Source organism: Acinetobacter sp. FDAARGOS_558 (genome assembly GCF_003937785.1).
GTDB lineage: Bacteria > Pseudomonadota > Gammaproteobacteria > Pseudomonadales > Moraxellaceae > Acinetobacter > Acinetobacter baumannii.
Map to the genome: position 1 here is coordinate 1861588 of NZ_RKJH01000001.1, position 26132 is coordinate 1887719.

Here is a 26132-nt window from a genome sequence, read left to right on the forward strand (position 1 = left end):
ACTTTATATAAGTGGCTTTCTTTTTTAATATATTTTTAAATATTAATTAATCTCTTGCCATTTATAATATTTTCTATGAGCTAACTCCAACATTGCATAATCATTAGGTGTATCACCATAAGCATAGATTATAGGATATTGAGTTAAGTCATATTTATTTTTTATTCTATTTACTTTTTCTAAATAACCACAATCACCATCAATAAAATAACCTGTCAAAATACCATTATCTATTTCAAGTTGATTACAGATAACATCCAGATCTAAAGATTTACACCAACTTTCCAAGTAAACACTTAATGAAGCAGATACAACAACAACCTGATCTCCCTGTTGTTTATGCCAGAGAATGCGTTCTAAAGCATTTTCACGAATACAGTTAGGAATTACTTTTTTAGCAAACTCTTGTCCTTTGTATATCAAAGAAGCTGCATCATAGCCGATATATCCCACTTGGCAGAGCTTAGTACGGATCGTTTTATCCGTTACCCACCCAAGCTTATAACCCGCTATATAAGGTGCAAGACGGATGCCACCTAATATTTGAGTTTTTTTACTCAAAGAAAATTTAAGGAATAAACTGAAGGTATCATTATGGGTGATCGTGCCATCAAAATCGAATAAAGCCAGATTCATTTATCGTTATCTCTAATATAATTAAAAAGTTATAAAATTTAGATTTTTAAAAATTAATAAATAGCAGATACAAAAAAACCGCTATAAAAGCGGTTAATTCTTCAAGTTGGTGCGCTCAGAGAGATTCGAACTCCCGACCCCTTAGTTCGTAGCCAAGTGCTCTATCCAGCTGAGCTATGAGCGCGTAACTTGTGTGCTTTTCAGCGATTCGTTCGATTTTACTTGGTGCGCTCAGAGAGATTCGAACTCCCGACCCCTTAGTTCGTAGCCAAGTGCTCTATCCAGCTGAGCTATGAGCGCATTAAGTAAATGGCGGTGAGAGAGGGATTCGAACCCTCGATACCAGTAATAGGTATGCTTCCTTAGCAGGGAAGTGATTTCAGCCACTCATCCACCTCACCGGAACGAGCCGCCATAATACAAACTAAAACTACATTGTTCAAGTCATGATACTGAAATTTTCTTGTTTTTTCGTTCAATTAAATATTTTTTAAACAATTTTCGTATTCTTTTCGCCTTTTTCAATCAAACGCTTGTTAAGATAGATATTATTTCTTTATTTCAACACAGTAGTGCATAACACATTATTGCAAACCTGAACGTGCAGTTCTGGTCTGCATGTCTTATGCTAAACCTATCTGCCAAGCATGAAACCAAACGACATGACAAAAAACTGGGTTGACCCCGAAGCAAAAGCCGAAGCTGAACGTTATGACAATCCTATTCCAAGCCGTACTCTTATTTTAGATACGTTGGAACAATTGCAAACATCGCAATCTCATGCAGAACTTGTTGACCATTTTCATATTCAAGATCAGAAAAGTATTGAAGCCTTAAGTCATCGCTTAAGTGCTATGGTTCGTGATGGCCAACTTATGAAGGATGGTTTTAAGTTTCAGTTGGTGGCAGACCAACCTACCTATGAAGCAACTGTCTATATTAATAGTAAAGGTTTGGGTACAGCACATATTGATGGTCAAGATGATTTGTTATTACCTGAGCGCGAGTTACGTTTAGTCTTTAATGGTGATCGGGTCCGTGTTCGGCAGACATCGGTAGATCGCAAAGGTAAACCATGGGGTTTCATTACCGAAGTTATACAGCATCGAGTAAAACAGTTAATTGGTAAATTGTCGGTACATGAGGGCGAATATTTTATTCAGCCTAACAATCCAAATCAGCATCAACCTATCCCACTAGAAAAAGAATTGGTTGAACATGCTAAAGCAAATGTCGGCGATATGCTTCGTGTTGCTATAGACACTTATCCAACCCGGGAAGAATTTGCAACGGCACATATTATTCAGTCTATGGCAGATAAAGCCGATACTGAAATTATTATTCCGCAAACCATTTTAGAGTTTGGTTTGCCTTACGAATTTCCAGATGAAGTTATAAAAGAAGCTGAAAGTTTCAAAGAACCTGCTGAACAAGATCGCGAAGGTCGAGTTGATTTAAGAGACTTGGCACTTGTCACAATCGATGGTGAAGATGCGCGAGATTTCGATGATGCAGTATATGCGGAAAAACGTCCTGGTGGTGGTTACCGAGTTGTCGTTGCAATTGCCGATGTGAGCCATTATGTACGTTTAGATTCGGCATTAAATGAAGAAGCTGAAGAGCGCGGCACTTCAGTTTATTTCCCACATTTTGTTTTACCAATGCTACCAGAAGCATTATCAAATGGATTGTGCTCACTTAACCCACACGTAGATCGTCTATGCATGGTCTGTGACCTAAAACTTTCTCGTACGGGTCGTGTTACAGGTTATGAATTTTATCCGGCAGTCATGCATTCAAAAGCACGTTTGACCTATACACAAGTAGGACAATATTTTGAAGGTGCAACTGATGCAATTCCAAAAGATCGTGATATTCATAAATCGCTAAATACACTTTTCCAGCTTTACCAGATTTTGAAAAACTTACGTGTTGATCGTCATGCAATGGAGTTTGAAACCATTGAAACTTATATGACCTTTGACGAGTTAGGTGGAATTAAAGAAATTTTACCTCGTACACGTAATGATGCTCATAAGCTTATTGAAGAGTGTATGTTGCTTGCCAATGTAGCAGCAGCAGAATATGCCTTAGAACATGATATTCCGATGTTGTATCGTGTACATGAGGCACCTGAATTCTCACGTATTCAAAAAGTAAAAGATTTTGTAAAACTATTGGGTTTACCTTTCCCAGACCAACCAACTCAGGCAGATTATCAAAAAGTTATTGAGGCAACTAAAGACCGTGTTGATGCGCCAAGCATTCACGCCGTGTTATTACGCTCAATGATGCAAGCTTACTATGGTGCCAAAAATGCAGGTCACTATGGTCTAGCTTATGAAGCTTATACACATTTCACTTCACCAATTCGCCGCTACCCGGACTTATTGTTACATCGTGCAATTAAAGCTCATCTAAAACAAAAGCCTTACCCACTTTCCGGTGCAGCTTTAGATGATGCAGGTGAACATTTCTCTCAAACAGAACGCCGTGCCGATGAAGCATCCCGCAGCGTAACGACTTGGTTGAAATGTCACTATATGCAACAACATTTAGGTGATGAGTTCATTGGTATTGTGAGTGCGGTAACTGAATTTGGTCTATTTGTTACTCTTAAAGATCTTTATGTTGATGGCATGATTCACATTAGCCAACTTGGCGATGATTTCTTTATTTACGATCAAGCTAGTCAAAACCTCATTGGACAAAATCGTGGTCAAGTCTTCGGTTTAGGCGATGAAGTTAAAATTCAAGTTGCTGGTGTAAATCTAGAAGAGCGTAAAATCGATTTCCAACTCATTAAACAAGTTACTCATGCTGGGCGTGTAGTTCGTAGTCGTGCTCCACGCACAACCAAAACAAGCACTCAAGCAACAGAAGAAGTTTTTGGTAAACCATCTGTATCAACTGATGGTGAAAAACCTGTCCGTAAAAAGAAGGAAAAAGGCAAACCAAGTTCATATAGTAAAAAGTCTGGTAAGAAAACCTCTACAAAAACAGAAGCCAAACCAGAAAAAGTAAAGAAAAAAGCGAAACCTAAAAAGAAAAAGTCAAACGCCAAGTCTAAGGCTGACTAATTTATAGGTATTTGCATTAATTATGATTAAGCTCCCAAAATGGGGGCTTAATGTTTTTAAAACGTTTATTTTTAAAATTAAGCTTGATTTCCTGCCTAACAATACCTACATCTAATACTATGTTTAAAAAATAATGTGGCTATTAGCAATGACTTTACAGCAAGCGACTCTACCTACTCCCCGCTTTGATCAAATTACATTAGATAATTTAAAACAAGATATTCAACAGGCGATCCAAGCAGGACAAGAGTTTTTAAACACCCTTACGGCTGCACCATCCGAGACAGACCAGCAACTTGCCGTGCTTGAACAAATTGATGCACTTGAAAATAACCTCAGTGAATCGTGGGGAGTGTTGTCACATTTAAATGCTGTGATGAACAATGCTGAAACTAGAGAAGTCTATCAATCACTATTACCCGCTTTAAGTGAATATTACACTCAGCTTGGCCAACACACGGCGTTATATCAGACCTATCAACTCATACATGATAGTCAGAGCTATTCAACGCTAAGCCCTGCGCAACAAAGTGCCATCCGTCTCGCTTTACGTGATTTTAAACTTTCTGGTGTCGCTTTAGAGGGTGAAGAGAAAAAACGTTACGCTGAAATTTCTGCACGTCTTTCACAGCTTTCTTCTGACTTCTCAAACCATGTACTTGATGCGACACAGGCTTATTTTAAACCACTGACAGAAGACCAATTAAAAGGCCTTCCGGAAAGTAATGTTGAGTTATTAAAACAGTACGGCAAACAGCGTGAGCTTGATCAAGCGGTCGCAACTTTAGATTTCCCAGCTTATTTTGCCATCATGACCTATGCCGATGATCGTGCCTTGCGAGAAGAGCTTTATAAAGCTTATGTCACACGTGCATCAGATCAGTCTGAGCAAACAGAATTTGACAACAGCAAAATTATGGAAGAAATCCTGAGTCTTCGCCAAGAAATGGCAAAACTACTCGGTTTTAATAACTATGCTGAATATTCTCTTGCCAGCAAAATGGCTCCTGATGTCAAAACAGTTCATGACTTTTTGGTCGACCTAGCTGAGCATGCACGTACCCCTGCACTTCAGGAAGTTGCCGAACTCCAAGCTATTGCCAAACAAGATGGTATTGAGGAGCTTAAACCTTGGGATACCACTTACTATTCTGAAAAGCTTAAACAACGACAGTTCAACTTATCACAGGAAGCTTTAAAACCTTACTTCCCTGCACCAAAAGTGATTCAGGGATTATTCCAGATCGTACAGCGTTTATATTGTATTAATATTTTTGAACGTGAAGCTCCGGTTTGGCATCCAGATGCACGTTATTTTGAGTTAGAAGACCAAGGTGAAGTTGTTGGCGGCTTCTTCTTTGATTTATATGCGCGTACAGGTAAACGTGGTGGAGCATGGATGAGTGGTTTCCGCTCACGTATGCAAACTGTTCATGGTTTACAAAAACCAATTTGCTATATGGTGTGTAACTTCACTCCACCTGTAGGCAACCAACCAGCCTTACTCACCCATGATGAAGTCATTACCTTATTCCACGAGTTTGGTCATGGCTTACATCATATGCTTACTGAAGTAGATAATATCTCAGTTGCAGGTACTCACGGCGTTGCTTGGGATGCAGTCGAGTTACCAAGTCAGTTTATGGAATTCTGGTCATGGGATAAAGAAAGTCTTGATGTTTTAAGTGAGCATATTGAGAGCAAGCAGACCTTACCTCAAGAGTTACTTGATGCTTTATTAAATGCACGTTTCTTCCAGTCTGGTATGCAAACTTTACGTCAGCTTGAATTTGCCTTATTTGACTTAACTATTCACACCAAAACTCCTGCGTTGAATAGTGAGCAAATTCAGCAGACCTTAAATGATATTCGCAAACAATATGCGGTAGTTCCAACCGTCGACTACAACCGTTTCCAACATAGCTTTAGTCATATTTTTGCAGGCGGCTATGCAGCAGGTTACTACTCTTACAAATGGGCAGAAGTTTTAGCAAGTGATGCCTTTGACCGTTTTGAAAATGAAGGTATTTTCAATACTCAAACGGGTAAAGAATTCCGTCAGGCAATTTTAGCGGTGGGTGGGAAAGATACTGCTCTTGAAGCATTTGTGAATTTCCGCGGTCGTGAGCCAAAAATTGATGCATTGTTACGTCATCAAGGTTGGACGAACGATAACAAAACCGCTTAAACTATGGGCCTAAATTGATCGTGTGGTTAGGGTGATAAAGATGAAGAAACGTTTCATTGCTGGGGCTAAATGTCCAAAATGTGAAGCCATAGATCGGATTGTCATGCTAACCACCGCTGAAGACGAATGGATTGAATGTATCGAATGCGGTTATAGCGAAAATCGTCCGACTCATATTGATGAGCCTGAAACGCCCGCTATACCTGATGAAATTGGGGTAATACAGTTCAAGCCTCGTCGTTCTGACTAAAGGTCTTACACATGCCACTACAAAGAAAACAAAACTCAAAACTATTGTGGATTTTAATTGGGGGCTTAAGCATTCTCGTCGTGCTTTTTTTCGCAGCACAATGGTTTTTCAAAAAAACTGAAACGTCAGCGCCAATGGTTGATCCACAACCAGCCTCGGTACCAGCTCCTGAAAAAACTACAAAACCTTCTGAAAGCTCGGAACCCGTAGTTCAAACACAAACCGCTAACTCACAGCAACTTGTGAATGAAGATGTGCTCAAGCAGCCAATCCCTGCTCAAGAATCTTTAGCTAAAGAAGAAGTATCTAAACTCAATGACATTCATCGTCAATTGCAAGATCAGGAAGCGACACTAAAAGCTCAACATGCTGATGCAGATCAACTTATTAAGCTAAAAGAAGAGCAAGTGAAGCTTCTTGAGGCCCAAGTTAAACAACAATAGTATTTGTTTAACTCTAGATATGATGCAAAAAGCTAGTTCACTCTGAGCTAGCTTTTTTATTTACTAAAAATTTATATGTTCAAAATAACTACCACATAAAAAACACCCTCTTAAAGAGAGTGTTTTTGCTCGGCTTATATATTTAAATTATTTGTACCAACCAAATAGTTTCAGTATTAGTGGTGCATAAGTTACCAATACCAATGATGAGAACAAGACAATAATTGGTAATAACCAACGTTCATATCGGTAGTAGAAACTTGTGTACTTCTCTTTCGCTTCTGCATCGGCAGCATTCACCTCATCATCACCAACGGATAACCGCGTTAATAGATGGTTCAAGGCAACTGGCGGCGTTACATAACCAAATTCGAATGCGACCAATACAATCATCCAGAAGTGAATTGGATGAATACCATTTTCGTAAGCTACAGGAGCAATAGTTGCTGCCACTAAAATTACGGCACCAAATGGATCTGTACACATACCAATAATTGCAAGTAACAGTGCAATACATGCCAGTGATATATAGATACTGCCTAAATGAGTTGGTAATAATTCGACCACTTCAGAGCGTTCAATTAAACCACCTACACTTGCAGACAATGCCATCAAAATAATTAAGGCACCGATATGTCCCACTGTTTCTGATGTCGCAAAACGTAATGCACCACCAAAACCAAGACGGAACTGTGAACTATGCGGATCATGAGTCTGTAAGAACGGTGATTTCTTTTCATGCTCACGAACAATCGCCTCATGAATATTTAAAGCTGGTGCCTCTTTAGGCATAACCATTTTATCGTACAGAATCATCGCAATAAGCACGAGTGGCAGAATCACTGGTGCAGTAAATTCATTCCTGTATCTAATGCATATTTATAAAATGCAAGGACAACTACAGTAATTAGGATATATGGAATAACCGGTACAAAAGCTCGTGCCATACCTGGTAGTGCCACTTTTGGCGAGTTCACACGGAACTTTTCTTCGGCCAATAAAAGAGATACACCCAAGAAAATAAATGCTGTTAGCCAGAAGACATAAATACCATGTCCGAATAATTCGTCAGATGTAACATGACGACTATCCAACATCGCAATTAGAACGACCAATAGACATGGACGTACAACCACCCCTAGGGAGCCGGACATTGCAGATACAGCTAATGCATATTGACGGCGAGCGCCTGCGTTCCAAACTTCCTTATAAATAATCGCACCAGCCGCGATAACGAAAATCCCCGAAGCACCGGTATAAGCAGTCGGTACAGCAGCAGCAATCAGAATTAACCAAGTTAAGGTTTCTGGCGCCAAGTTCCATGGACGAAGTACATTTAAGAACAAATCCATAACACGGGTTTGCGTGAGTAACATACCCGCCCAAATAAATAAGGCAAGATTTAAGAAGATACCCGAGAACTCAACCAATAAACCAAGGTAAATCCCTTGCCCCATTGGATAATCCATAAAGAACGTAAATACAATACCTGTAATTAGTGCCATATAGGCATATAAAGGTACAGAAAGTAAGGCTAAACCTATATTACCGCCTTCACGTTTTGGTGGAGGTGAAACAAATAGTTGATACAGACTAATTAAGGTCAGAACAACAAACAGAATCATCCATATCCAGTAAATCGTTACTGTTTCATAAGTAGGTGTTACCCCGGAATTAATGACTGAACGATACTGACTAATGACCGAGAAGCTCAGTAGCGCATTACCAATCAACATAAATAGAGAATACACTTTGTAATCTATTTTTGTTGCTGGATTACGCAAGCCAATATGGTGATATTTCAATGATGCAGTAATCGCTGAAATCAGTACCATAAAGACCAGTAAAATGGCACGGTTCTCTGTACCGAATTTAAAAATACCAAAGAAACCTGTTTCGATCGCACGATAAGTACGTACGCCCGGGTTTGCTTCGATATATTTAATAGTTTTGTCGTAAGCCTGATATTTTTCTTCACATTGCTGCTGTGCTGCTAGTAAGGACGCACGGACATCACTTTCCGATGCAGCACCAAAGAAGCTCGCAAAATCATCAGATGCATTTGCTTTCATCTGCTCTTTTACTTGAGCATCAATATTCGGATGTCGATCACAAGTCGGCTTTTCAGGCTCAGCACGCAAGAATGAATATTGCATGCCTGTAGCAGGGTCACCATAAAGACGTTCCCCGATACGTAATAATTGACCGTGGATCATTTCCCCGGTACCAATTATGAGCGTCATCAATAGTAAAATGAGGATAATGAATGTTGAGATCCATTCATTCCAGATATAACCCAGCAGACCTAATCCAGATCTTTTTTCTTGATATTCTTGCATAAATATTCCAATTTTGTTCTCTCAAATCCCTCATAACAAAGGCTTTGAGTCATGCAATTTCCTTGGTCAGGGGTATCGTCCATCCCCCTTCTACCAATCCCTTTATTCAACGATCAAATTTGCATCAAACTTTATCAATAAAGAATGACTAAAATCACTTTTTTAACAGTTTGTATTGTCAATCTTTCTATTTGAATCTTTGTATGAGCCAATAGCATCCTCCAAAGATTGCACCACCAATCGCCCCATATAGATGAGCTTCAGTTAAAACTGGACTACCAATGAGCTGGGCTGTTCCTGTTTGCCCAAATGTATTTTCCCAAATTAACTTTGCAACAATTAAACCTAAGACCAGAAATGCAAAATTCCTCTCTTTACGGTATTGCAAGTAAACCAAAGCAACTGCGGTATATAACCCATGGAGTACACCAGAAAGGCCGGCATATGCATCGATATTGGGCAAATAAAAATAGAACACCAAGCTAATAAAAGGTGGTAAAAGAAAAAGAAGACTTAAAATGTGCCACACTTTGGTATGGGGAAATATGAAAGGCAAACACGCAAATGCCATCATATTTAAAAGAAAGTGAATCCATCCGACATGTACCCAGTGCGCTGTCCATAAACGCCAGAACTCGCCGAGTAAGCTTTCACGCCAATAGATAAAATAATCCGGAAACACCTGTAAACATGCAGAAACAGAAATGCACCCTGCGACCAAAAGCACTTTTTTATTGAGTACATGATCTTTCATAGCACACTCCTTTTAAACCAGGCTCCTTACGATTACTAGAGTTAGTAACCCTAAGGAGTGAGTTCCTTCAGATCTATTTACTGTGCAGGTGCAGTTTTTGTGTCAGCTGGGGCTTCCGATGCAGCTCCACCATCAAACAACTCATCCAATTCAGCTGAGCCTTCGTTTTTCTCATCCCAGAAATGAGACATACCGTCATCACCGGTACGAACACCAGTATGCTCAGTCCAGTAACGGTCAGAAATACCGCGCACAATTAAACCAGCCATACTATCGATTAATTTAAAGTTCGGATTGACAGGTTTGTCATCTGCTTGAGATGCGGCATAAGTTTTTAATGCATCACGGATTTTGGCATCGTCACCACTCGCTTGAGCAGCTACGGCATATAATGCATGAGATAAACGAACACCTTTTTGTTCACCAATTTGCACGGACTGTTTTAAAGTCTCATATGGATCAGGCTTCCCTTCATTAGCGCCTGGTAATAAAGTCCAGATCACTGCACGGGTTGCATTTGGTGCGCCCCAGAATTTTTGGTTATCAAGGCAGACCATACCGCGCTCTACAATAGCAGCAATATCTTTCGGAACATTGACAGAACCGCCAGAGTTAATGTCGTTGGTCACAGCTTGAAGGCCACTAATCATCCCAAGTAAATATACAGTTTGGTCAATATCACTACGCATTGTTGGACAAGAATCACCTAAATGATATTTATATTTAGATTCCCAACGATCAGCAAAGAGCTTATAGCCTGCGTATTGTCGCTCAGCAGCAATTGCAGCCCAACGCTTCTGTGCAATACGTGCATCTTGAGCTTCTGTTACCTGCCCTGCTTTTGAAGCACGTAAATAACGTAATTCAGCCTCTAAAGCCTGATTTTCTGCACATACACCTGAAGCCGCATACATTAAAACAGCAACACGAGTTGGATCTGCACCCATACCCTTAGTCGACATGATTGCAGGAGTTAAGGCACTACCAGTATTACAGACCATTTCAGCATCTTGCATTGCCAAAATAGGTGGAACGACGTGCTTTTCAGTAAAACCTAAAGCAACATTTGCTCCACTCTTCACAACGTATGAACAACCTGATAAAACTGAAGCTGCAAGAAAACTTACCGCCAAACCTTGGCATATTTTTTGGACTTTAGACATCTTCCTGTCCTCGATGTAATTTGTTTTTTCCTTTTCAGATGTACATTAGCAGATGCATATCTTGAATAAAAGAGTAATTACTCTAATTGTAGCGCTTATACTTTGACACACTTCACAGCAGATAAAATTGACAGTTTTTCAGGGAAACAAAAATTTTAGGCAAAAAAAAGTAGCATTGCGACGGTTCAGCACATGCTACTTATTAACTGGGATAAGCTTTTAACGGCTTATATTATTGTTGTTCTAGATAATCCTTAAGTAAAGTTCCTGCTCTTCCTACTACTACAGCCATAATTACTGCAATCAACAGAAACATCCACATTGAAATCTCCATGAGAGACCTCCTTACTACGTTCGCACCCAGTTAAAAACTGGACACTTGATGAAATTAATCGATTAACCAATTAGACTATTGACTGATCGATGACCTTTGCATCCTCTGTCTCTTAACTTTGCTAAGATTAACTCGGTTAAGATGTTCCCTGAGTAAAGTTCCTGCTCTTCCTATCACCACCGCCATAATTATGGCAATGACCAAGAACGACCATGTTGGCATCTCCATTTGAGACCTCCGACACACTTTACGTTGGTGTTTGTACTTTAACCGATAGAATAGTAACCATATTGAGAAATTGTCCGACAATTAACTTTCTTGCTGTTTTTTCTGTATTTTAACTAGACAATTTCAATTTTCCAAAAAGAAATAAAATATAAGATATTGATTAATAATAATTTTAAATAAATATACAAATGTAGAATTGTCTAACAATTAATAGAGTTTTTCTAAAGTTTTAAGCTTTTTCCACTCTGCTAATGACATTTGATCAAACCAAATGATAGAAGTTAGTGTTTTATGACCTTCAAAATAGATCACTATGAAAATCTGATAATCAATTACTTTTAAAATTTTGACGCGAGAAATGGTGTTCTGTGAGTGATAAGCAAGCGACCATAGTTTTTTATCTAAATAAGCAATTTGCGCAAGCTGCGGACGCTTTAAAAAGAAAATAAAGCTTATAAATAGTAAGCTGATTACAACTAACCACCATAGTAACGGCATTAATTGATAAAATAGAATTGCTAAGCTTAAGCCAATAAAAAACTGAAATATAATCGAAAAACGACTATATTTCAGCTTAAAATTCAAATGGTTGAGCAAAATAAATTAACCATGAACATAGTGTTTTAATTTATAGATAAAGTCACGTAATTCGGTACGTGGTGGTTCTGATACTTCCATAAACCAATCGAGTAAATCAGGATCTTCCTGTTCTACCAACTCAGCAAACAACGCTTTTTCTGCCGGGTCTGCCTTTAAATAATAATTTTTCACATAAGGGTCAAAATAGACATCAATTTCCTTTAAACCACGACGTGCGCGATAGATTACTTTACGTTCTTCCAAGGTCATTTCTTCAGACATTTATTTCCCCATCTGCGTTGATAGTGCGCTTAGTTTACCTGATCACATGAGAAAGTTCGCTAAAAATATCAAATTGACCAAACTTATCACTTCATCGCCATAAATGAGCATTCATCACATTGTTAGGTATAGTCGCTTCCCTTATGTTTAGCTCATAACATCCAGCCCAAACCAAGGAAGAAATACAATGCAATCTGGTGCTATTCGTCCCATTCCAAATATGTTACCTCGCCATTTATTTAGCGAAGAACATGAAGCTTTTCGGGAAACGGTACGTAAATTCTATGAGAAAGAAGTTGTATCTAATATTGAAAAATATGAAAAACAACAACATGTTGACCGAGATCTTTGGAATAAAGCTGGTGCATTAGGTTTACTCTGTACCACCATGCCAGAACAATATGGTGGTTCAGGTGTCGATCGCCTATACAGCATGATTCTTATTGAAGAACAAGCCTATGCGATGGACTCAAGTACAGGTTTCTCACTGCATTCCGACATTGTAGCCAACTATATCAATAACTTCGGTAATGAAGAGCAAAAACAGAAATGGCTCCCTAAAATGGCTACTGGTGAGACGGTTACCGCAATTGCCATGACCGAGCCGGGAACAGGTTCAGACTTGCAAGCGGTTCGAACAACAGCCGTTCTTGATGGCGATGAATATGTCATTAATGGTTCAAAAATATTTATTACCAATGGCTATTTATGCGATATGGCAATTGTCGTTTGTAAAACGGGGAATAGCGATAAAGGATCTGCCAATTTATCACTCATTATTGTCGAAGCTAACCGTGCTGGTTTTACTAAGGGCAAACCACTTAACAAAATTGGTATGAAAGGCCAAGATACCTGTGAACTCTTCTTTGATAACGTTCGTGTTCCTAAAGAAAATCTTTTAGGTATGGAAGGCATGGGCTTTATCATGCTTATGAAAGAATTAGCGTGGGAGCGTATGCTAGTTGCTATTATCTGCCAAGCTGGGGCAGAAGCGGCATTTGCACATACTGTTCAATATACAAAAGATCGTAAAGCATTTGGCAAACCAATTGGAGCATTCCAAAATACTCGTTTTAAACTTGCCGAACTTAGAACAGAGATAGATTTCTGCCGTACCTATTTAGATCGTTGTATGGAATTACAACTCGATGAAAAATTGAGTATTGAAGCTGCAGCGGCTGCAAAATATAAAATTTCAGATATGTTTTCAAAAGTTGTAGATGAATGTCTTCAATTACATGGTGGTTATGGCTATATGATGGAATATCCAATTGCACGCGCTTATATCGATCACCGAGCAAACCGTATTTATGCAGGCACCAATGAAATTATGAAAGAATTAATCTCTAGAACTCTTTAATCTTCATTATAAAAAGGAGGCTTATAGCCTCCTTTTTTATTTTCGAATATCAAGACACTAATTTTGGTTTACGTGTAGAAACTTCTGAATGCTTATGAAAACGTAGAACACCATCATCAAATTTTGCATTTTTTAATGATTTTCGGTCTTCAAGATAATTATTGGTTACCTGCCATGGAGCTTGTTTCCCTTGTTTAGGAATCACGTCAGCAGCACGACTAATATAACCAGATGATAAGCTACCCATGACTGTGTCTTCTTCCATCACGCTCTTATCACCAGATGGAATGACTTCATCATAATTATTCTTATCCATGTAATTTAATAAACGGCAGATATAATCTGCTGCAATATCAACTTTTAATGTCCATGAAGCATTTACATAGCCAATAATCATCGCCATGTTTGGTACATCGCTGAGCATCACGCCGTTATAAAGCATGTGTTCAGATGATTTAACTGGCTCCCCATCAATAGTTGCCTGCACACCGCCCATGATTTGAACCTGCAAACCTGTTGCAGATACGATAATATCGGCATCAAGATGCTTGCCTGATTTTAATTGAATACCAGTCTCAGTAAATTTTTCAATTTGATCAGTCTCAACACTCGCCTTACCTTCACGAAGAATTTTGAATAAATCACCATCAGGAACTACGCAAAGACGCTGATCCCAAGGGTTATATGAAGGTGTAAAATGTTTCATATCAACTTTACCCTTAAGTTGCATTTCAATTGCTTTTAAGAGTAAACGACGAACTGTTTTAGGATGCTTTTGAGACAATGCATAAATTGCTCGTTGCATACCAATATTACGAGCACGCGTAAATTTATAAGCTGCTTCTTCGGACATAAATCTACGAGTTTTTTCATAGATGAAATCAATAGACGGAACAGAAGCAATATAAGTTGGTGAACGTTGCAACATCGTTACATGACCTGCTCCACCTTTTGACATTGCAGGCACCAGTGTAATTGCTGTAGCTCCACTACCAATAATTACTACTTTTTTACCCTTATAATCCAAATTTTCCGGCCAATGTTGTGGATGAATGAGTTGACCTTTGAAAGCTTCTTGATTTGGGAAAGTCGGCGCGTAACCTTGGTCATAATTATAATAACCAGTACAACCTACAACGAAGTTAGCAACCCAAGTCTGCTGTTTTTTCTTATTGTCCTCGACAATAACATGCCACTTTTTCGAGGCAGAATCATAATTCGCAGAAAGGACACGATGGCCAAAATGAATTTTTTCTTTTAGCTTAAACTCATCAATCACTTCCCCTAGATATCCTTTAATAGAGGCACCATCAGCGAGAACATTGGCTTTGCGCCATGGTTTAAAGTTAAAACCAAAAGTAGACATATCCGAATCAGAACGGATACCAGGATAGCGGAAAAGATCCCAAGTTCCACCGAACGATTCACGACGCTCCAAAATTTCAAACTGACGTTGTGGAGAGTTTTTAGATAAATGGGCAGCAACTCCTATTCCTGATATGCCTGCACCAATGATTAATACATCAACTTGCTTTTCCATTTTATTTTTATACCCATTGTTGAGAATATGACTTTATTAAATCACAATTTTGACAATACACAATGTCAAGTTTGACCGTTTATCCGTTTTTTTATGTCACTTGGGGACAAATTTTTAATTTTATGTTTTTTGGAAAATAAAAAAGACCGGCATAAAGCCGGTCTTTTTTGAATAATATCAATTATTCAGCTGAAGTGTTCACTTCACGATCTACAAGCTCAACGTAAGCCATCGGTGCTGCATCACCAGCACGGAAGCCCGCTTTAAGAACACGTAGATAACCGCCGTTACGTTCTTTGTAACGAGGGCCGAGTACGGTAAATAATTTACCAACAGTTGCAGCATTACGAGTACGAGCAAATGCTAAACGACGATTTGCTACAGTATCGTTTTTTGCTAGAGTGATTAAAGGCTCAGCAACACGACGTAATTCTTTAGCTTTAGGCAAAGTTGTTTTGATCAACTCATGTTCAAATAAAGAATTAGCCAAGTTTTGGAACATCGCTTTACGATGGCTGCTTGTACGGCCTAATTTCACACCACTATTACGATGACGCATGGTGATAGTCCTACTTAATTAACGGCTACGATAGGCAAAACGGTCGTCCATACGAAGACTAGCTGGTGGCCAGTTCTCAAGACGCATACCGAGTTGTAAACCTTTCGATGCCAAAACATCTTTGATCTCTGTTAACGATTTTTTACCAAGGTTAGGAGTTTTTAACAACTCAACTTCAGTACGTTGAACAAGATCACCAATGTAGTAAATATTTTCTGCTTTCAAACAGTTAGCAGAACGAACAGTAAGCTCTAGATCATCTACTGGGCGAAGCAAGATTGGGTCAACTTCTTCACGAGGTTCTTGAGCAACAGGAGTTTGGTCTTTCTGAAGATCAACAAAAATTGCAATTTGTTGTTGCAAGATTGTTGCCGCTTTGCGGATTGCTTCTTCAGGATCAACCGTACCGTTGGTCTCAAGATCGATTACCAGTTTATCTAAATCGGTACGTTGTTCTACACGCGCATTTTCTACGGTGTAAGAAACACGCTTAATTGGGCTATAAGAAGCATCTAACTGTAAACGACCTACAGGACGTGTTTCGCCTTCAGGGAAACGAGAGTCAGATGTTTCATAACCACGACCTTGAGAAACTTTCAAGCGCATTTTTAATGAGCCTGTAGCACTCAAAGTACCAATTAAATGTTCTGGGTTAACCACTTCAACATTATGAGGTAAACGAAGGTCGGCAGCAGTAATGTCACCAGGACCTTGTTTTTCTAATGTTAAATAAGCTTCATTTTGATCGAACAGCTTAATAGACAATCCTTTTAGGTTCAGCAAGAGCTCGACGATGTCCTGCTGCAAGCCTTCTAAAGTACTGTACTCGTGCTCGACACCTTCTATCTCTACTTCAACCACAGCAGCGCCTGGCAAAGAAGACAATAGAATGCGACGTAAAGCATTACCTAGAGTATGGCCAAAACCACGCTCTAAAGGTTCCAGAATCACTTTTGCCGAGGTCCCGCTTACCGCTTCGACCTTGATCGCTTGCGGAGTTAGAAACTCGTTTGCAGTACGCGTCATTATTGCTACCTCAAGGATTATTTAGAATACAATTCTACAATCAAGCTTTCGTTGATTTCAGCAGGTAAATCAGAACGATCTGGTGCAGCTTTAAACGTACCTTCAAGCTTAGAGTGATCAACTTCGATCCAAGCTGGAATACCACGTTGAGCAGCCAATTCAATCGCATTTTTAATACGCAATTGTTGTTTAGCACCTTCGTGAACCGCAATTACATCACCAGCTTTAACTTGAATAGATGCGATGTTTACACGACGACCATTCAAAGTAATGCTACGGTGACTTACTAACTGACGAGCTTCTGCACGTGTAGAACCAAAACCCATGCGATAAACAACGTTATCAAGACGGCTTTCAAGCAATTTCAACAAGTTCTCACCAGTTGCGCCTTTAACACGAGCTGCTTCTTTATAGTAGTTACTAAATTGACGCTCTAACACACCGTAAATACGACGGACTTTTTGTTTTTCACGTAATTGTAGTGAATACTCAGATTGCTTACCACCGCGAGCCTGACCATGCTGACCAGGTGCTTTGTTAGCTTTTTTAGTTTTGACGTCAAATGGTTTAACGCCAGATTTAAGTTGCAGGTCTGTCCCTTCGCGGCGAGAGAGTTTGCATTTTGGACCAATATAACGAGCCATGAATGTTTCTCCTTACACGCGACGTTTTTTAGGTGGACGGCAACCGTTGTGAGGAATTGGAGTCACATCGGTAATGCTGTTAATCTTATAACCCACTGCGCCTAATGCACGAACCGCAGACTCACGACCTGGACCAGGACCTTTTACAAGGACGTCAAGGTTTTTCAAACCGTAATCTAAAGCTGCTTTACCAGCAACTTCAGCAGCTACCTGAGCAGCAAACGGAGTTGATTTACGTGAACCACGGAAGCCTTGTCCACCTGAGGTGGCCCAAGCCAATGCATTACCTTGACGATCGGTAATCGTAACAATGGTGTTATTAAAAGACGCGTGAATGTGTGCAACACCTTCAGAGACGGTACGAGTGACCTTCTTGCGTGTGCGAGTATCTTTAGCCATCTTTTAGCTTCCAGAAATCTTACTTTTTAATCGGTTTGCGCGGACCTTTACGGGTACGTGCGTTAGTTTTGGTGCGTTGACCACGGACAGGCAAGCTGCGACGATGACGAAGGCCACGATAGCAACCTAAATCCATTAAACGTTTAATGTTCATGGAAATTTCGCGACGTAAGTCACCTTCGGTAGGAACCTTAGCAACTTCTGCACGAATCGCATCAAGCTGTGCATCGTCCAACTCACGGATCTTAGTAGTCTCAGTAATACCAACTGCAGCTAAGATGTTCTTAGCAGTGTGGCGACCGATACCAAAGATGTAAGTGAGGGAGATAACAGCATGCTTGTTATCCGGAATGTTTACACCGGCAATACGAGCCATTCACTTTTCTCCAAAAAGGCAGTAGAGATAATCAACCGCCCCACAAAAATCTTGAGGGGCGGATATTAACCCAATTCGCCTACTGAAATCAACAGGTCTTGATTAGATTAACCTTGACGCTGCTTATGACGAGGTTCTGCGCTACAAATCACGCGAATAACCCCATTACGACGGATAACTTTACAGCTACCACAAATTTTCTTTACAGAAGCTTGTACTTTCATGATGAAACCTCTAAGTGCGCTTATCCCTTAGGATGAGCAGTCGTTTTTCTCATTAATGTTTGATTGTCATATTGATGAGAAGTTAAATGCGCTTGTAGCTGAGCCATAAAGTCCATAACAACAACGACTACAATGAGTAATGAGGTACCACCCAAATAGAATGGAATACCAAAAGAACTTTGTAGAATCATTGGCATCAAACAAATGACTGTAATATAAATCGCACCAATAAACGTCAAACGATTAAGAATATGATCTAAGTAACGAGCAGTTTGCTCACCTGGGCGAATACCAGGCACATAAGCTCCGCTGCGTTTTAGATTTTCTGATACTTCCTTAGGGCTAAATACTAAAGCCGTATAAAAGTAACAGAAAAAGATAATTAACGCACCAAAGAGCACCAAATACAAAGGCTGTCCAGGCGACAATACTAAAGCTAAATCTTGTAAACTACGTTTAATTAAACCAGCATTCGGATCTGCACTTCCTACCCATTGACCCAAACTAGCTGGGAACAAGAGTAAAGAGCTCGCAAAAATCGCAGGAATCACACCAGCCATATTAATTTTCAACGGTAGATGTGTTTGCTGAGCTGTAAATATACGACGCCCTTGCTGCTTCTGTGCATAGTTTACTGGAATACGACGCTGTGCTTTTTCAATAAACACAATCGCTGCCAATACACCAAGAGACAAAAGACCAAAGATAACAAGACCAATTAAACTTGTTTGACCATTATCGACAGATGATACTGATTGCATAATTAATTTAGGCAAACCAGCAACAATACCTGCAAAAATAATCATTGAGATACCATTACCGATACCTCTTTCAGTGATTTGTTCACCTAGCCACATTAAGAACATAGTTCCTGCGACAAGTGATGTAACTGCAGGTATATAAAAAGCAAGACCACTAGATAGAGTAATACCCTGTCCAATAAGACCTGCACACATACCCACTGCCTGAACCACTGCAAGTAATAATGTACCCTGACGCGTATATTGATTAATTTTACGTTTACCTTGCTCCCCTTCCTTTTTCAAGGCTTCGAGAGAAGGAATCACTGTAGACATTAACTGCACAATAATTGATGCAGAAATATAAGGCATGATTCCCAAAGCAAGAATCGACATTCGCTCTAAAGCACCGCCAGAAAACATATTGAATAGCCCAAGAATAGTTCCTTGGTTTGCATGAAATAAATTTTCTAACGCAGCATTATTAATGCCTGGTACTGGAATATGCGCTCCTAGTCGAAAGACCAGCAATGCACCGATTAGAAAACTCATCCGGCGAATAATTTCACGATATTTCACGTGAAATGGCTGACCTTTCATCATGTTGACATGACCTGAAGAACTAGGAGACATAGACACTCGAGATTACTCCTCGACTTTGCCGCCAGCTGCTTCAATTGCAGCTTTAGCGCCTTTAGTCAATGCAACACCTTGAACAGTGAATGCACGAGTGATTTCACCAGAAAGCACGATACGAGCGCGAATTTGATCGCGACGAACAACATTCGCAGCTTTTAAAGTTTCAAGGCTAACGATGTCGCCTTCCACTTTACTTAACTCAGACAAACGTACTTCAGCAGTTTTTAAAGCGATTTGGCTAGTGAAACCGAATTTAGGTAAACGACGATAAATCGCTGTTTGACCGCCTTCGAAACCTGGACGAACGCCACCACTTTTACGTGATTTTTGACCTTTGATACCACGACCACCAGTCTTACCAACGCCAGAACCGATACCACGGCCTAAACGACGGTGTTCACGTTTTGCACCTTCTGCAGGTGCAAGCTCATTTAAACGCAGAGTCATGGCTTATTCCTCTACACTAACCATATAGTAGACTTTGTTGATCATACCACGGTTAGAAGGCGTATCTTGCACTTCTACAGTATGACCAATACGACGCAGACCTAAACCTTGTAAGCAAAGCTTGTGATTTTTCAAGCGATGTGAAGAAGATTTAGTCTGGGTAACTTTAATCGTTTTCATGATTGATTACCCTTGAATTTCTTCTACTGATTTACCACGTTTCGCAGCGACTTTCTCAGGAGAAGTCATATCACGCAAACCTTTAAAAGTTGCGTTTACTACGTTAGCAGCGTTAGTAGAACCATAACATTTAGCAAGTACGTTATGTACACCTGCAGCTTCAAGAACGGCACGCATTGCACCACCAGCGATTACGCCAGTACCTTCTGAAGCAGGTTGCATGTATACACGGCTTGCACCATGACGAGCATTCACAGGGTGTTGTAAAGTAGTACCAGCAAGGTCTACAGTGATCATGTTACGACGTGCAGCTTCAAGTGCTTTAGAAATAGCAGCTGGAACTTCACGAGCTTTACCACGACCAAAACCTACGCGACCATTACCATCGCCCACAACAGTTAATGCTGTGAAAGAGAAGATACGACCACCCTTAACAACCTTGGCTACACGATCAACGGCAACCAGCTTTTCAACGAGACCTTCGTTTTGTTCAACTTTTGCCATGATTAGAACTCCAAGCCGCCTTCACGAGCAGCATCAGCCAAGGCTTTGATACGACCATGATATTTAAAACCAGAACGGTCAAATGCAACTTTAGTAACGCCAGCTGCTTTAGCACGTTCTGCGATTAAAGCACCAACTTTCGTCGCAGCTTCAATATTACCAGTAGTACCACTACGTAAAGATGCATCTAAAGTTGAAGCTTGCGCTAAAACTTTGCCACCATCTGCTGAAATAACTTGAGCATAGATGTGACGCGGAGTGCGGTTTACACACAAACGAGTCGCACCCAATGCACGGATGTGCAAGCGTGTGCTTTTCGCACGACGCAAACGGGATTGTTTCTTTTCGTTCATAAGAACCTCGCGCCTTATTTCTTCTTAGCTTCTTTACGAAGAATGACTTCATCCGAATAACGAACACCTTTACCTTTATATGGTTCAGGAGAACGATATGCACGGATTTCTGCCGCTACTTGACCTAACAACTGCTTGTTTGCTGATTTCAAAATGATTTCAGTAGCAGTTGGAGTTTCCGCTGTTACACCTTCTGGTAAAGCGTAGTCAATTGGGTGTGAGTAACCAAGGTTAAGGTTTACAACTGTACCTTTAACCGCAGCTTTATAACCAACACCAACTAGCTGCAACTTACGTTCGAAGCCTTCGCTAACACCTTTAACAAGGTTGTTCAATACAGCGCGAGCAGTACCAGCTTGCATCCAAGCATCTTTCGATTCTTTAGCTGGAGCAAGTTGAAGTTTACCTTCTTCCTGTTTTAGCTCGACCAGCGCATGCAGGTTGAAAGACAATGTACCTTTGCTGCCTTTCACTTCGACCTGCCGGCCGTTCTGAGTAACTGTTACACCATTTGGTACAGTTACTGGGGCTTTAGCCACACGAGACATGAGGAATCACCTATTAAGAAACAAAAGCAATAACTTCACCACCGATGCCCGCAGCACGTGCAGCGCGATCAGTCATGATGCCTTTGCTTGTAGAAACAATTGCAATACCTAAACCTTGCTTAACGCTTGGAAGTTTATCTTTGCCACGGTATTGGCGAAGGCCTGGACGGCTTACGCGCTTAACCATTTCGATAACTGGTTTGCCTTCGAAATATTTTAAAGTAATAGTCAAAGTAGATTTTGTCTCTTCTTGAGCAACTTCTACGTTTGAAATATAACCTTCTTGTTGAAGTACATTTGCAATAGCAACTTTCAACTTAGAAGACGGCATAGAAACAGTTTGTTTCTTAGCCATTTGTGCGTTACGAACACGTGTTAGCATGTCGGCAACGGTATCTTGCATACTCATTTAGTCGCTCCTTACCAGCTTGCCTTAACAACGCCTGGCACATCACCTTGCATTACTGTGTCACGTAATTTGTTACGGCTTAAACCGAACTTACGGAAGTAACCATGAGGACGACCAGTTAAACCACAACGGTTACGAAGACGTACCGGAGATGCATTACGTGGCAATGCTTGTAACTTTAACATCGCTTCGAAACGTTCTTCGTCGCTCGCATTTACATTTGCAATAGTAGCTTTTAATTCAGCACGTTTTGCAGCGTATTTAGCAACAGTTTTTTCGCGTTTCAATTCGCGATTAATCATACCTTTCTTAGCCATATCGACCTCTTATTTGAACGGGAAGCCGAATGCACGCATAAGCGCACGGCCTTCGTCATCGGTGCGAGCAGTCGTAGTAATAGTAATATCCATACCACGAATACGATCAATCTTGTCGAAATCGATTTCAGGGAAAACGATTTGCTCTTTCAAACCCATTGAGTAGTTACCACGACCGTCGAAAGATTTCGCTGAGAAACCACGGAAGTCACGGATACGAGGGATTGCGATAGAGATCAAACGGTCCAAGAATTCGTACATTTGGTCGCCACGTAAAGTAACTTTACAACCAATTGGCCAACCATCACGGATTTTGAAACCAGCGATAGATTTACGTGCAAGAGTAACTACTGGTTTTTGACCAGCAATTAATTGCATGTCAGCTACAGCGCCGTCTAATAATTTCTTATCAGTAGCTGCTGCGCCTACACCCATGTTAAGAGTGATTTTTGTGATGCGAGGAATTTCCATCACATTCTTAATGCTAAGTTCTTCTTGTAACTTCGCTTTAAGTTCGTCGTTGTAACGTGCTTTAAGTCTGGCCATTGCCTTTTCAACCTATTACTTCGCTACCGCCACTGATTCACCAGTTGATTTGTAAACGCGAGTTTTCACGCCATCAATCACTTGGTAACCAACACGGTCAGCCTTCTGGGTTGTAGCATTTAAAATTGCCACGTTTGAGATATGAAGCGAAGCTTCTTGAGTAACGATACCGCCTTCAGCGCCAGTTACACGATTCGGCTTTTGATGCTTCTTCACTAAGTTAAGGCCTTCAACCTTAACGCGGTCTTCAGAAACAGACAAAACAGTACCCTGTTTGCCTTTTTCTTTACCTGCGATCACGATAACCTGATCGCCTTTTTTAATCTTAGCCATGATTGCCTCTTATAGAACTTCAGGAGCCAATGAAATGATTTTCATGAACTGTTCAGTACGAAGTTCACGAGTCACTGGTCCGAAGATACGAGTCGCAATCGGAGCTTTGTTGTTGTTCAAAATAACTGCAGCGTTATCATCAAAACGGATCACAGAACCATCTGGACGACGAATGCCGAACTTAGTACGAACTACAACTGCATTCATCACGTCACCTTTTTTAACACGTGCGCGTGGAATAGCTTCTTTTACAGTAACTTTAATAATGTCGCCAACAGAAGCATAACGACGATGTGAACCACCAAGTACTTTAATACATTGTACGCGGCGAGCACCACTGTTGTCTGCTACGTCGAGCATAGTTTCGGTTTGAATCATTGCCCTACTCCAAAACCGAGCATCACCGGTCACAATTTCGAAAGGCTCAAAGAGTACTCGAAATTGACCGATGATGCAACAAGAACGTCGAATTACTCAGCAGCTGCTTCAACTACTTCCACTAAAGTCCAAGCTTTAGTTTTAGAAATTGGGCGGCTTTCTTTAATGGTTACAACATCGCCAATTTTAGCAACGTTGTTCTCATCATGAGCGTGTAACTTAGTTGAACGGCGAATTGATTTGCCATACAACGGGTGTTGAACGCGGCGTTCGATAAGGACAACAATAGATTTGTCCATTTTGTCGCTTACTACTTTGCCGGTTAACGTGCGGACTGTTTTTTCACTCATTGTCCGTTCCCCTGTTTTTCGGTAAGGAGTGTCTTAATACGAGCAATTGTCTTACGAGCAACTTGCACTTCGTGCGATTTACCCAACTGACCAGTTGCTTTCGCCATACGAAGACGGAATTGGTTAAGCTGTTGCTCATCAAGCAAAGCTTTCAACTCTTCTACCGATTTTTCACGTAGATCTTTAGTTTTCATTACATTACCGTCCGAGTCACGATAGTGGTTTTAAACGGAAGTTTAGCAGCAGCTAAAGCAAAAGCTTCACGTGCCAAGTCTTCGTTCACACCTTCAATTTCGTACAGGATCTTACCTGGTTTGATCTCACAAACCCAATATTCCACGTTACCTTTACCGTTACCCATACGAACTTCTAATGGTTTTTCGGTAATTGGTTTGTCCGGGAATACGCGAATGAAGATTTTACCACCACGTTTAATACGACGGCTAATGGTACGACGTGCAGCTTCAATCTGACGTGCAGTCATACGACCACGCTCAGTTGCTTTAATTGCAATCGAACCAAATGATACTGTACTACCACGATGTGCTAGACCAGTGTTACGGCCTTTGTGCACTTTACGGAATTTGGTACGTTTAGGTTGCAACATGGATTATTCTCCCTTGTCAGCAGCACGGTCACCGCGACGACCACGACGCTCTTGACCTTCACCACGACCACGACCGCGTTTAGCTGGACGTTCTTCAGCAGGAGCAGGGTTCATGACTTGTTTCATGCCACCTAAAATCTCACCACGGAAAATCCAAACTTTAACACCAATCGTACCGTAAGTAGTTTCAGCACGCATAGTTGCATAGTCGATGTCCGCACGAAGAGTGTGCAAAGGTACACGACCTTCACGATACCATTCTGTACGAGCGATCTCTGCACCACCTAAACGGCCAGAAACTTCAACTTTGATACCTTTAGCACCAGCACGCATAGTGTTTTGAACCGCACGCTTCATAGCACGACGGAACATTACACGTTTTTCTAATTGAGAAGCGATTGCTTCAGCAACTAAACGCGCGTCCAAGTCTGGGCGATCAATTTCGTTGATGCTTACTTGCGCTGGAACACCCATGATGTTGGTAAGTTCGCGCTGTAATTTTTCAATGTCTTCGCCTTTTTTACCGATTACGATACCAGGACGAGCTGTGCTAATTGTTACTTTAGCAGCACCTGATGGACGTTCGATAAGAATATTGCTAACCATCGCATTCTTAAGTTTTTTAGTTAAAAACTCACGAACTTGAAGATCTTTAAGCAAGTATTCAGCGTATTGTTTCGGATTCGCATACCAGTTAGCGTTATGACGTTTCACAACACCTAGGCGGATACCGATTGGATGAACCTTCTGACCCATATCAAACCCCTACCTTAACGGTGATGTGACAAGTACGCTTAGTAATACGATCTGCACGGCCTTTAGCACGTGGCATAATACGTTTAAGGCTCATGCCTTCGTCAACGTAAATCGTAGAAACTTTAAGGTCGTCAACATCTAAACTGTTATTGTGTTCAGCGTTTGCAATTGCAGATTCCAATGCTTTTTTAACTAAAACTGCAGCTTTTTTGTTGCTGAAGTTCAAGATGTTTAAAGCATGTGCAACAGACTTGCCACGGATTAAGTCCGCAACCAAACGTGCTTTTTGTGCCGAGATAGCGGCACCGCGTAATTTAGCAGTTACTTCCATCATGACACCTATTAACGTTTAGACTTCTTGTCAACACCGTGACCACGATAGGTACGAGTTGGCGCGAATTCACCGAGTTTATGACCAACCATATGCTCAGTAACAATTACTGGAACGTGGTTACGGCCATTGTGAACAGAAATTGTTAAACCAACAAAGTCTGGAAGGATCATCGAACGACGAGACCAAGTTTTGATCGGCTTGCGAGAGTTACTAGCAACAGCCGCTTCAACCTTAGCGAACAAGTGCGCATCGACGAATGGGCCTTTTTTCAGAGAACGAGGCATTAG

The 26132-nt window shown here is 40.6% G+C and carries 33 protein-coding genes, 3 tRNA genes and 2 pseudogenes; 5 read left to right on the forward strand and 33 right to left on the reverse strand.

Features of this window, described 5'->3' with window-relative positions; genetic code table 11:
• Positions 1-42 precede the first annotated feature (42 nt).
• From EGT34_RS08925 to EGT34_RS08940, 4 genes are all read right to left on the reverse strand, one after another.
• Positions 43-636 carry an HAD-IB family hydrolase gene (locus EGT34_RS08925; RefSeq protein WP_001046671.1) on the reverse strand — a complete coding sequence of 198 codons (594 nt, stop codon included), beginning with the start codon at positions 634-636 and terminating at the stop codon, positions 43-45.
• Positions 637-743: 107 nt separating this feature from the next.
• A tRNA-Arg gene (locus EGT34_RS08930) sits at positions 744-820 on the reverse strand.
• Between the two features lie 39 nt (positions 821-859).
• Positions 860-936, reverse strand: a tRNA-Arg gene (locus EGT34_RS08935).
• Between the two features lie 10 nt (positions 937-946).
• Positions 947-1037: transfer RNA gene (locus EGT34_RS08940), tRNA-Ser, on the reverse strand.
• A gap of 261 nt (positions 1038-1298) precedes the next feature.
• Between EGT34_RS08940 and rnr the strand changes: the two genes are divergently transcribed.
• The 4 genes from rnr (at position 1299) to EGT34_RS08960 (ending at position 6597) form a co-directional block, all read left to right on the forward strand.
• Positions 1299-3716 (forward strand): ribonuclease R, encoded by a 2418-nt coding sequence (rnr, locus tag EGT34_RS08945; protein ID WP_000165359.1) that lies wholly within the window; start codon positions 1299-1301, stop codon positions 3714-3716.
• 133 nt (positions 3717-3849) lie between these two features.
• Positions 3850-5904, forward strand: a complete 2055-nt coding sequence (locus EGT34_RS08950; protein ID WP_024437244.1) for a M3 family metallopeptidase — start codon at positions 3850-3852, stop codon at positions 5902-5904.
• A 40-nt stretch (positions 5905-5944) separates the two neighbouring features.
• Positions 5945-6154 (forward strand): YheV family putative zinc ribbon protein, encoded by a 210-nt coding sequence (locus EGT34_RS08955; RefSeq protein WP_000745518.1) that lies wholly within the window; start codon positions 5945-5947, stop codon positions 6152-6154.
• Between the two features lie 11 nt (positions 6155-6165).
• On the forward strand, positions 6166-6597 hold the full coding sequence (locus EGT34_RS08960) for a hypothetical protein (protein WP_001130989.1): 432 nt from the start codon (positions 6166-6168) through the stop codon (positions 6595-6597).
• A 147-nt stretch (positions 6598-6744) separates the two neighbouring features.
• Here the strand turns inward: EGT34_RS08960 and EGT34_RS08965 are convergent.
• From EGT34_RS08965 to EGT34_RS08985, 5 genes and pseudogenes are all read right to left on the reverse strand, one after another.
• Positions 6745-8936, reverse strand: a pseudogene (locus EGT34_RS08965) (TRAP transporter large permease subunit).
• Between the two features lie 187 nt (positions 8937-9123).
• Positions 9124-9690: a rhombosortase gene (gene rrtA, locus EGT34_RS08970; RefSeq protein WP_000651536.1), complete on the reverse strand. Its 567-nt coding sequence runs from the start codon at positions 9688-9690 to the stop codon at positions 9124-9126.
• A 77-nt stretch (positions 9691-9767) separates the two neighbouring features.
• Positions 9768-10853, reverse strand: a complete 1086-nt coding sequence (locus tag EGT34_RS08975; protein ID WP_000049104.1) for a hypothetical protein — start codon at positions 10851-10853, stop codon at positions 9768-9770.
• Between the two features lie 769 nt (positions 10854-11622).
• The gene (locus EGT34_RS08980) at positions 11623-12012 is read right to left on the reverse strand and encodes a hypothetical protein (protein ID WP_000931891.1); all 390 of its coding nucleotides are present in this window, start codon (positions 12010-12012) and stop codon (positions 11623-11625) included.
• A gap of 6 nt (positions 12013-12018) precedes the next feature.
• Positions 12019-12276, reverse strand: coding sequence for a succinate dehydrogenase assembly factor 2 (locus tag EGT34_RS08985; RefSeq protein WP_001288210.1), 258 nt, complete (start codon positions 12274-12276; stop codon positions 12019-12021).
• Between the two features lie 187 nt (positions 12277-12463).
• On the opposite strand from EGT34_RS08985, the gene EGT34_RS08990 reads away from it, so the two are divergent.
• Positions 12464-13636 (forward strand): acyl-CoA dehydrogenase family protein, encoded by a 1173-nt coding sequence (locus EGT34_RS08990; protein WP_001190558.1) that lies wholly within the window; start codon positions 12464-12466, stop codon positions 13634-13636.
• Positions 13637-13685: 49 nt separating this feature from the next.
• Here EGT34_RS08990 and EGT34_RS08995 read toward each other — a convergent pair whose 3' ends face one another.
• The 24 genes and pseudogenes from EGT34_RS08995 to rpsS form a co-directional block, all read right to left on the reverse strand.
• The gene (locus EGT34_RS08995) at positions 13686-15176 is read right to left on the reverse strand and encodes a flavin-containing monooxygenase (RefSeq protein WP_000415132.1); all 1491 of its coding nucleotides are present in this window, start codon (positions 15174-15176) and stop codon (positions 13686-13688) included.
• 181 nt (positions 15177-15357) lie between these two features.
• Positions 15358-15735: a 50S ribosomal protein L17 gene (rplQ, locus tag EGT34_RS09000; protein ID WP_001216380.1), complete on the reverse strand. Its 378-nt coding sequence runs from the start codon at positions 15733-15735 to the stop codon at positions 15358-15360.
• Positions 15736-15753: 18 nt separating this feature from the next.
• Positions 15754-16761 (reverse strand): DNA-directed RNA polymerase subunit alpha, encoded by a 1008-nt coding sequence (locus EGT34_RS09005; RefSeq protein ID WP_000198631.1) that lies wholly within the window; start codon positions 16759-16761, stop codon positions 15754-15756.
• A 17-nt stretch (positions 16762-16778) separates the two neighbouring features.
• Positions 16779-17405, reverse strand: coding sequence for a 30S ribosomal protein S4 (gene rpsD / locus EGT34_RS09010; protein WP_000135204.1), 627 nt, complete (start codon positions 17403-17405; stop codon positions 16779-16781).
• A gap of 12 nt (positions 17406-17417) precedes the next feature.
• A complete protein-coding gene (gene rpsK, locus EGT34_RS09015) occupies positions 17418-17804 on the reverse strand; it encodes a 30S ribosomal protein S11 (protein ID WP_001040166.1) in 387 nt (128 codons plus the stop codon).
• 19 nt (positions 17805-17823) lie between these two features.
• Positions 17824-18180: a 30S ribosomal protein S13 gene (rpsM, locus tag EGT34_RS09020; RefSeq protein WP_000090815.1), complete on the reverse strand. Its 357-nt coding sequence runs from the start codon at positions 18178-18180 to the stop codon at positions 17824-17826.
• A 107-nt stretch (positions 18181-18287) separates the two neighbouring features.
• Positions 18288-18404 carry a 50S ribosomal protein L36 gene (rpmJ, locus tag EGT34_RS09025; RefSeq protein ID WP_000867907.1) on the reverse strand — a complete coding sequence of 39 codons (117 nt, stop codon included), beginning with the start codon at positions 18402-18404 and terminating at the stop codon, positions 18288-18290.
• Between the two features lie 20 nt (positions 18405-18424).
• Positions 18425-19744, reverse strand: a complete 1320-nt coding sequence (gene secY, locus EGT34_RS09030; protein ID WP_002000592.1) for a preprotein translocase subunit SecY — start codon at positions 19742-19744, stop codon at positions 18425-18427.
• Between the two features lie 45 nt (positions 19745-19789).
• On the reverse strand, positions 19790-20230 hold the full coding sequence (gene rplO / locus EGT34_RS09035) for a 50S ribosomal protein L15 (RefSeq protein WP_000175340.1): 441 nt from the start codon (positions 20228-20230) through the stop codon (positions 19790-19792).
• A 3-nt stretch (positions 20231-20233) separates the two neighbouring features.
• Positions 20234-20410, reverse strand: coding sequence for a 50S ribosomal protein L30 (rpmD, locus tag EGT34_RS09040; protein WP_000849088.1), 177 nt, complete (start codon positions 20408-20410; stop codon positions 20234-20236).
• Between the two features lie 6 nt (positions 20411-20416).
• Positions 20417-20914: a 30S ribosomal protein S5 gene (gene rpsE / locus EGT34_RS09045; protein WP_001141025.1), complete on the reverse strand. Its 498-nt coding sequence runs from the start codon at positions 20912-20914 to the stop codon at positions 20417-20419.
• A gap of 2 nt (positions 20915-20916) precedes the next feature.
• On the reverse strand, positions 20917-21267 hold the full coding sequence (gene rplR, locus EGT34_RS09050) for a 50S ribosomal protein L18 (protein ID WP_001003194.1): 351 nt from the start codon (positions 21265-21267) through the stop codon (positions 20917-20919).
• Positions 21268-21281: 14 nt separating this feature from the next.
• Entirely contained in the window at positions 21282-21815 is a 534-nt protein-coding gene (gene rplF, locus EGT34_RS09055; RefSeq protein ID WP_000091932.1) for a 50S ribosomal protein L6, read from the reverse strand.
• Between the two features lie 13 nt (positions 21816-21828).
• On the reverse strand, positions 21829-22224 hold the full coding sequence (gene rpsH, locus EGT34_RS09060; RefSeq protein ID WP_000062616.1) for a 30S ribosomal protein S8: 396 nt from the start codon (positions 22222-22224) through the stop codon (positions 21829-21831).
• An 11-nt stretch (positions 22225-22235) separates the two neighbouring features.
• Positions 22236-22541, reverse strand: a complete 306-nt coding sequence (rpsN, locus tag EGT34_RS09065; RefSeq protein WP_001074624.1) for a 30S ribosomal protein S14 — start codon at positions 22539-22541, stop codon at positions 22236-22238.
• 9 nt (positions 22542-22550) lie between these two features.
• Positions 22551-23087 (reverse strand): 50S ribosomal protein L5, encoded by a 537-nt coding sequence (gene rplE, locus EGT34_RS09070; RefSeq protein ID WP_000113197.1) that lies wholly within the window; start codon positions 23085-23087, stop codon positions 22551-22553.
• Positions 23088-23102: 15 nt separating this feature from the next.
• A complete protein-coding gene (gene rplX, locus EGT34_RS09075) occupies positions 23103-23420 on the reverse strand; it encodes a 50S ribosomal protein L24 (RefSeq protein ID WP_001062685.1) in 318 nt (105 codons plus the stop codon).
• Positions 23421-23429: 9 nt separating this feature from the next.
• A complete protein-coding gene (rplN, locus tag EGT34_RS09080; protein ID WP_001982634.1) occupies positions 23430-23798 on the reverse strand; it encodes a 50S ribosomal protein L14 in 369 nt (122 codons plus the stop codon).
• A gap of 92 nt (positions 23799-23890) precedes the next feature.
• Entirely contained in the window at positions 23891-24148 is a 258-nt protein-coding gene (rpsQ, locus tag EGT34_RS09085; protein WP_001291845.1) for a 30S ribosomal protein S17, read from the reverse strand.
• Positions 24145-24342: a 50S ribosomal protein L29 gene (rpmC, locus tag EGT34_RS09090; protein ID WP_000849928.1), complete on the reverse strand. Its 198-nt coding sequence runs from the start codon at positions 24340-24342 to the stop codon at positions 24145-24147. Before rpmC ends, rpsQ begins: the two co-directional genes overlap by 4 nt.
• Positions 24342-24755, reverse strand: coding sequence for a 50S ribosomal protein L16 (rplP, locus tag EGT34_RS09095; RefSeq protein WP_000941215.1), 414 nt, complete (start codon positions 24753-24755; stop codon positions 24342-24344). Before rplP ends, rpmC begins: the two co-directional genes overlap by 1 nt.
• Positions 24695-25511, reverse strand: a pseudogene (gene rpsC, locus EGT34_RS09100) (30S ribosomal protein S3). The gene rplP and the pseudogene rpsC overlap by 61 nt, the downstream one beginning before the upstream one ends.
• Before the next feature lies 1 nt (position 25512).
• Positions 25513-25842 (reverse strand): 50S ribosomal protein L22, encoded by a 330-nt coding sequence (rplV, locus tag EGT34_RS09105; RefSeq protein WP_001982638.1) that lies wholly within the window; start codon positions 25840-25842, stop codon positions 25513-25515.
• Between the two features lie 11 nt (positions 25843-25853).
• Positions 25854-26129: a 30S ribosomal protein S19 gene (rpsS, locus tag EGT34_RS09110; protein WP_001138119.1), complete on the reverse strand. Its 276-nt coding sequence runs from the start codon at positions 26127-26129 to the stop codon at positions 25854-25856.
• Positions 26130-26132: the final 3 nt, after the last annotated feature.

Excerpts from the sequence above, each read along its gene's own strand:
- EGT34_RS08925 (WP_001046671.1), bottom strand. The coding sequence starts at position 636 with ATGAATCTGGCTTTATTCGATTTTGATGGCACGATCACCCATAATGAT.
- rnr (WP_000165359.1), top strand. The coding sequence starts at position 1,299 with ATGACAAAAAACTGGGTTGACCCCGAAGCAAAAGCCGAAGCTGAACGT.
- EGT34_RS08950 (WP_024437244.1), top strand. The coding sequence starts at position 3,850 with ATGTGGCTATTAGCAATGACTTTACAGCAAGCGACTCTACCTACTCCC.
- EGT34_RS08955 (WP_000745518.1), top strand. The coding sequence starts at position 5,945 with ATGAAGAAACGTTTCATTGCTGGGGCTAAATGTCCAAAATGTGAAGCC.
- EGT34_RS08960 (WP_001130989.1), top strand. The coding sequence starts at position 6,166 with ATGCCACTACAAAGAAAACAAAACTCAAAACTATTGTGGATTTTAATT.
- rrtA (WP_000651536.1), bottom strand. The coding sequence starts at position 9,690 with ATGAAAGATCATGTACTCAATAAAAAAGTGCTTTTGGTCGCAGGGTGC.
- EGT34_RS08975 (WP_000049104.1), bottom strand. The coding sequence starts at position 10,853 with ATGTCTAAAGTCCAAAAAATATGCCAAGGTTTGGCGGTAAGTTTTCTT.
- EGT34_RS08985 (WP_001288210.1), bottom strand. The coding sequence starts at position 12,276 with ATGTCTGAAGAAATGACCTTGGAAGAACGTAAAGTAATCTATCGCGCA.
- EGT34_RS08990 (WP_001190558.1), top strand. The coding sequence starts at position 12,464 with ATGCAATCTGGTGCTATTCGTCCCATTCCAAATATGTTACCTCGCCAT.
- EGT34_RS08995 (WP_000415132.1), bottom strand. The coding sequence starts at position 15,176 with ATGGAAAAGCAAGTTGATGTATTAATCATTGGTGCAGGCATATCAGGA.
- rplQ (WP_001216380.1), bottom strand. The coding sequence starts at position 15,735 with ATGCGTCATCGTAATAGTGGTGTGAAATTAGGCCGTACAAGCAGCCAT.
- EGT34_RS09005 (WP_000198631.1), bottom strand. The coding sequence starts at position 16,761 with ATGACGCGTACTGCAAACGAGTTTCTAACTCCGCAAGCGATCAAGGTC.
- rpsD (WP_000135204.1), bottom strand. The coding sequence starts at position 17,405 with ATGGCTCGTTATATTGGTCCAAAATGCAAACTCTCTCGCCGCGAAGGG.
- rpsK (WP_001040166.1), bottom strand. The coding sequence starts at position 17,804 with ATGGCTAAAGATACTCGCACACGCAAGAAGGTCACTCGTACCGTCTCT.
- rpsM (WP_000090815.1), bottom strand. The coding sequence starts at position 18,180 with ATGGCTCGTATTGCCGGTGTAAACATTCCGGATAACAAGCATGCTGTT.
- rpmJ (WP_000867907.1), bottom strand. The coding sequence starts at position 18,404 with ATGAAAGTACAAGCTTCTGTAAAGAAAATTTGTGGTAGCTGTAAAGTT.
- secY (WP_002000592.1), bottom strand. The coding sequence starts at position 19,744 with ATGAAAGGTCAGCCATTTCACGTGAAATATCGTGAAATTATTCGCCGG.
- rplO (WP_000175340.1), bottom strand. The coding sequence starts at position 20,230 with ATGACTCTGCGTTTAAATGAGCTTGCACCTGCAGAAGGTGCAAAACGT.
- rpmD (WP_000849088.1), bottom strand. The coding sequence starts at position 20,410 with ATGAAAACGATTAAAGTTACCCAGACTAAATCTTCTTCACATCGCTTG.
- rpsE (WP_001141025.1), bottom strand. The coding sequence starts at position 20,914 with ATGGCAAAAGTTGAACAAAACGAAGGTCTCGTTGAAAAGCTGGTTGCC.
- rplR (WP_001003194.1), bottom strand. The coding sequence starts at position 21,267 with ATGAACGAAAAGAAACAATCCCGTTTGCGTCGTGCGAAAAGCACACGC.
- rplF (WP_000091932.1), bottom strand. The coding sequence starts at position 21,815 with ATGTCTCGTGTGGCTAAAGCCCCAGTAACTGTACCAAATGGTGTAACA.
- rpsH (WP_000062616.1), bottom strand. The coding sequence starts at position 22,224 with ATGAGTATGCAAGATACCGTTGCCGACATGCTAACACGTGTTCGTAAC.
- rpsN (WP_001074624.1), bottom strand. The coding sequence starts at position 22,541 with ATGGCTAAGAAAGGTATGATTAATCGCGAATTGAAACGCGAAAAAACT.
- rplE (WP_000113197.1), bottom strand. The coding sequence starts at position 23,087 with ATGGCCAGACTTAAAGCACGTTACAACGACGAACTTAAAGCGAAGTTA.
- rplX (WP_001062685.1), bottom strand. The coding sequence starts at position 23,420 with ATGGCTAAGATTAAAAAAGGCGATCAGGTTATCGTGATCGCAGGTAAA.
- rplN (WP_001982634.1), bottom strand. The coding sequence starts at position 23,798 with ATGATTCAAACCGAAACTATGCTCGACGTAGCAGACAACAGTGGTGCT.
- rpsQ (WP_001291845.1), bottom strand. The coding sequence starts at position 24,148 with ATGAGTGAAAAAACAGTCCGCACGTTAACCGGCAAAGTAGTAAGCGAC.
- rpmC (WP_000849928.1), bottom strand. The coding sequence starts at position 24,342 with ATGAAAACTAAAGATCTACGTGAAAAATCGGTAGAAGAGTTGAAAGCT.
- rplP (WP_000941215.1), bottom strand. The coding sequence starts at position 24,755 with ATGTTGCAACCTAAACGTACCAAATTCCGTAAAGTGCACAAAGGCCGT.
- rplV (WP_001982638.1), bottom strand. The coding sequence starts at position 25,842 with ATGGAAGTAACTGCTAAATTACGCGGTGCCGCTATCTCGGCACAAAAA.
- rpsS (WP_001138119.1), bottom strand. The coding sequence starts at position 26,129 with ATGCCTCGTTCTCTGAAAAAAGGCCCATTCGTCGATGCGCACTTGTTC.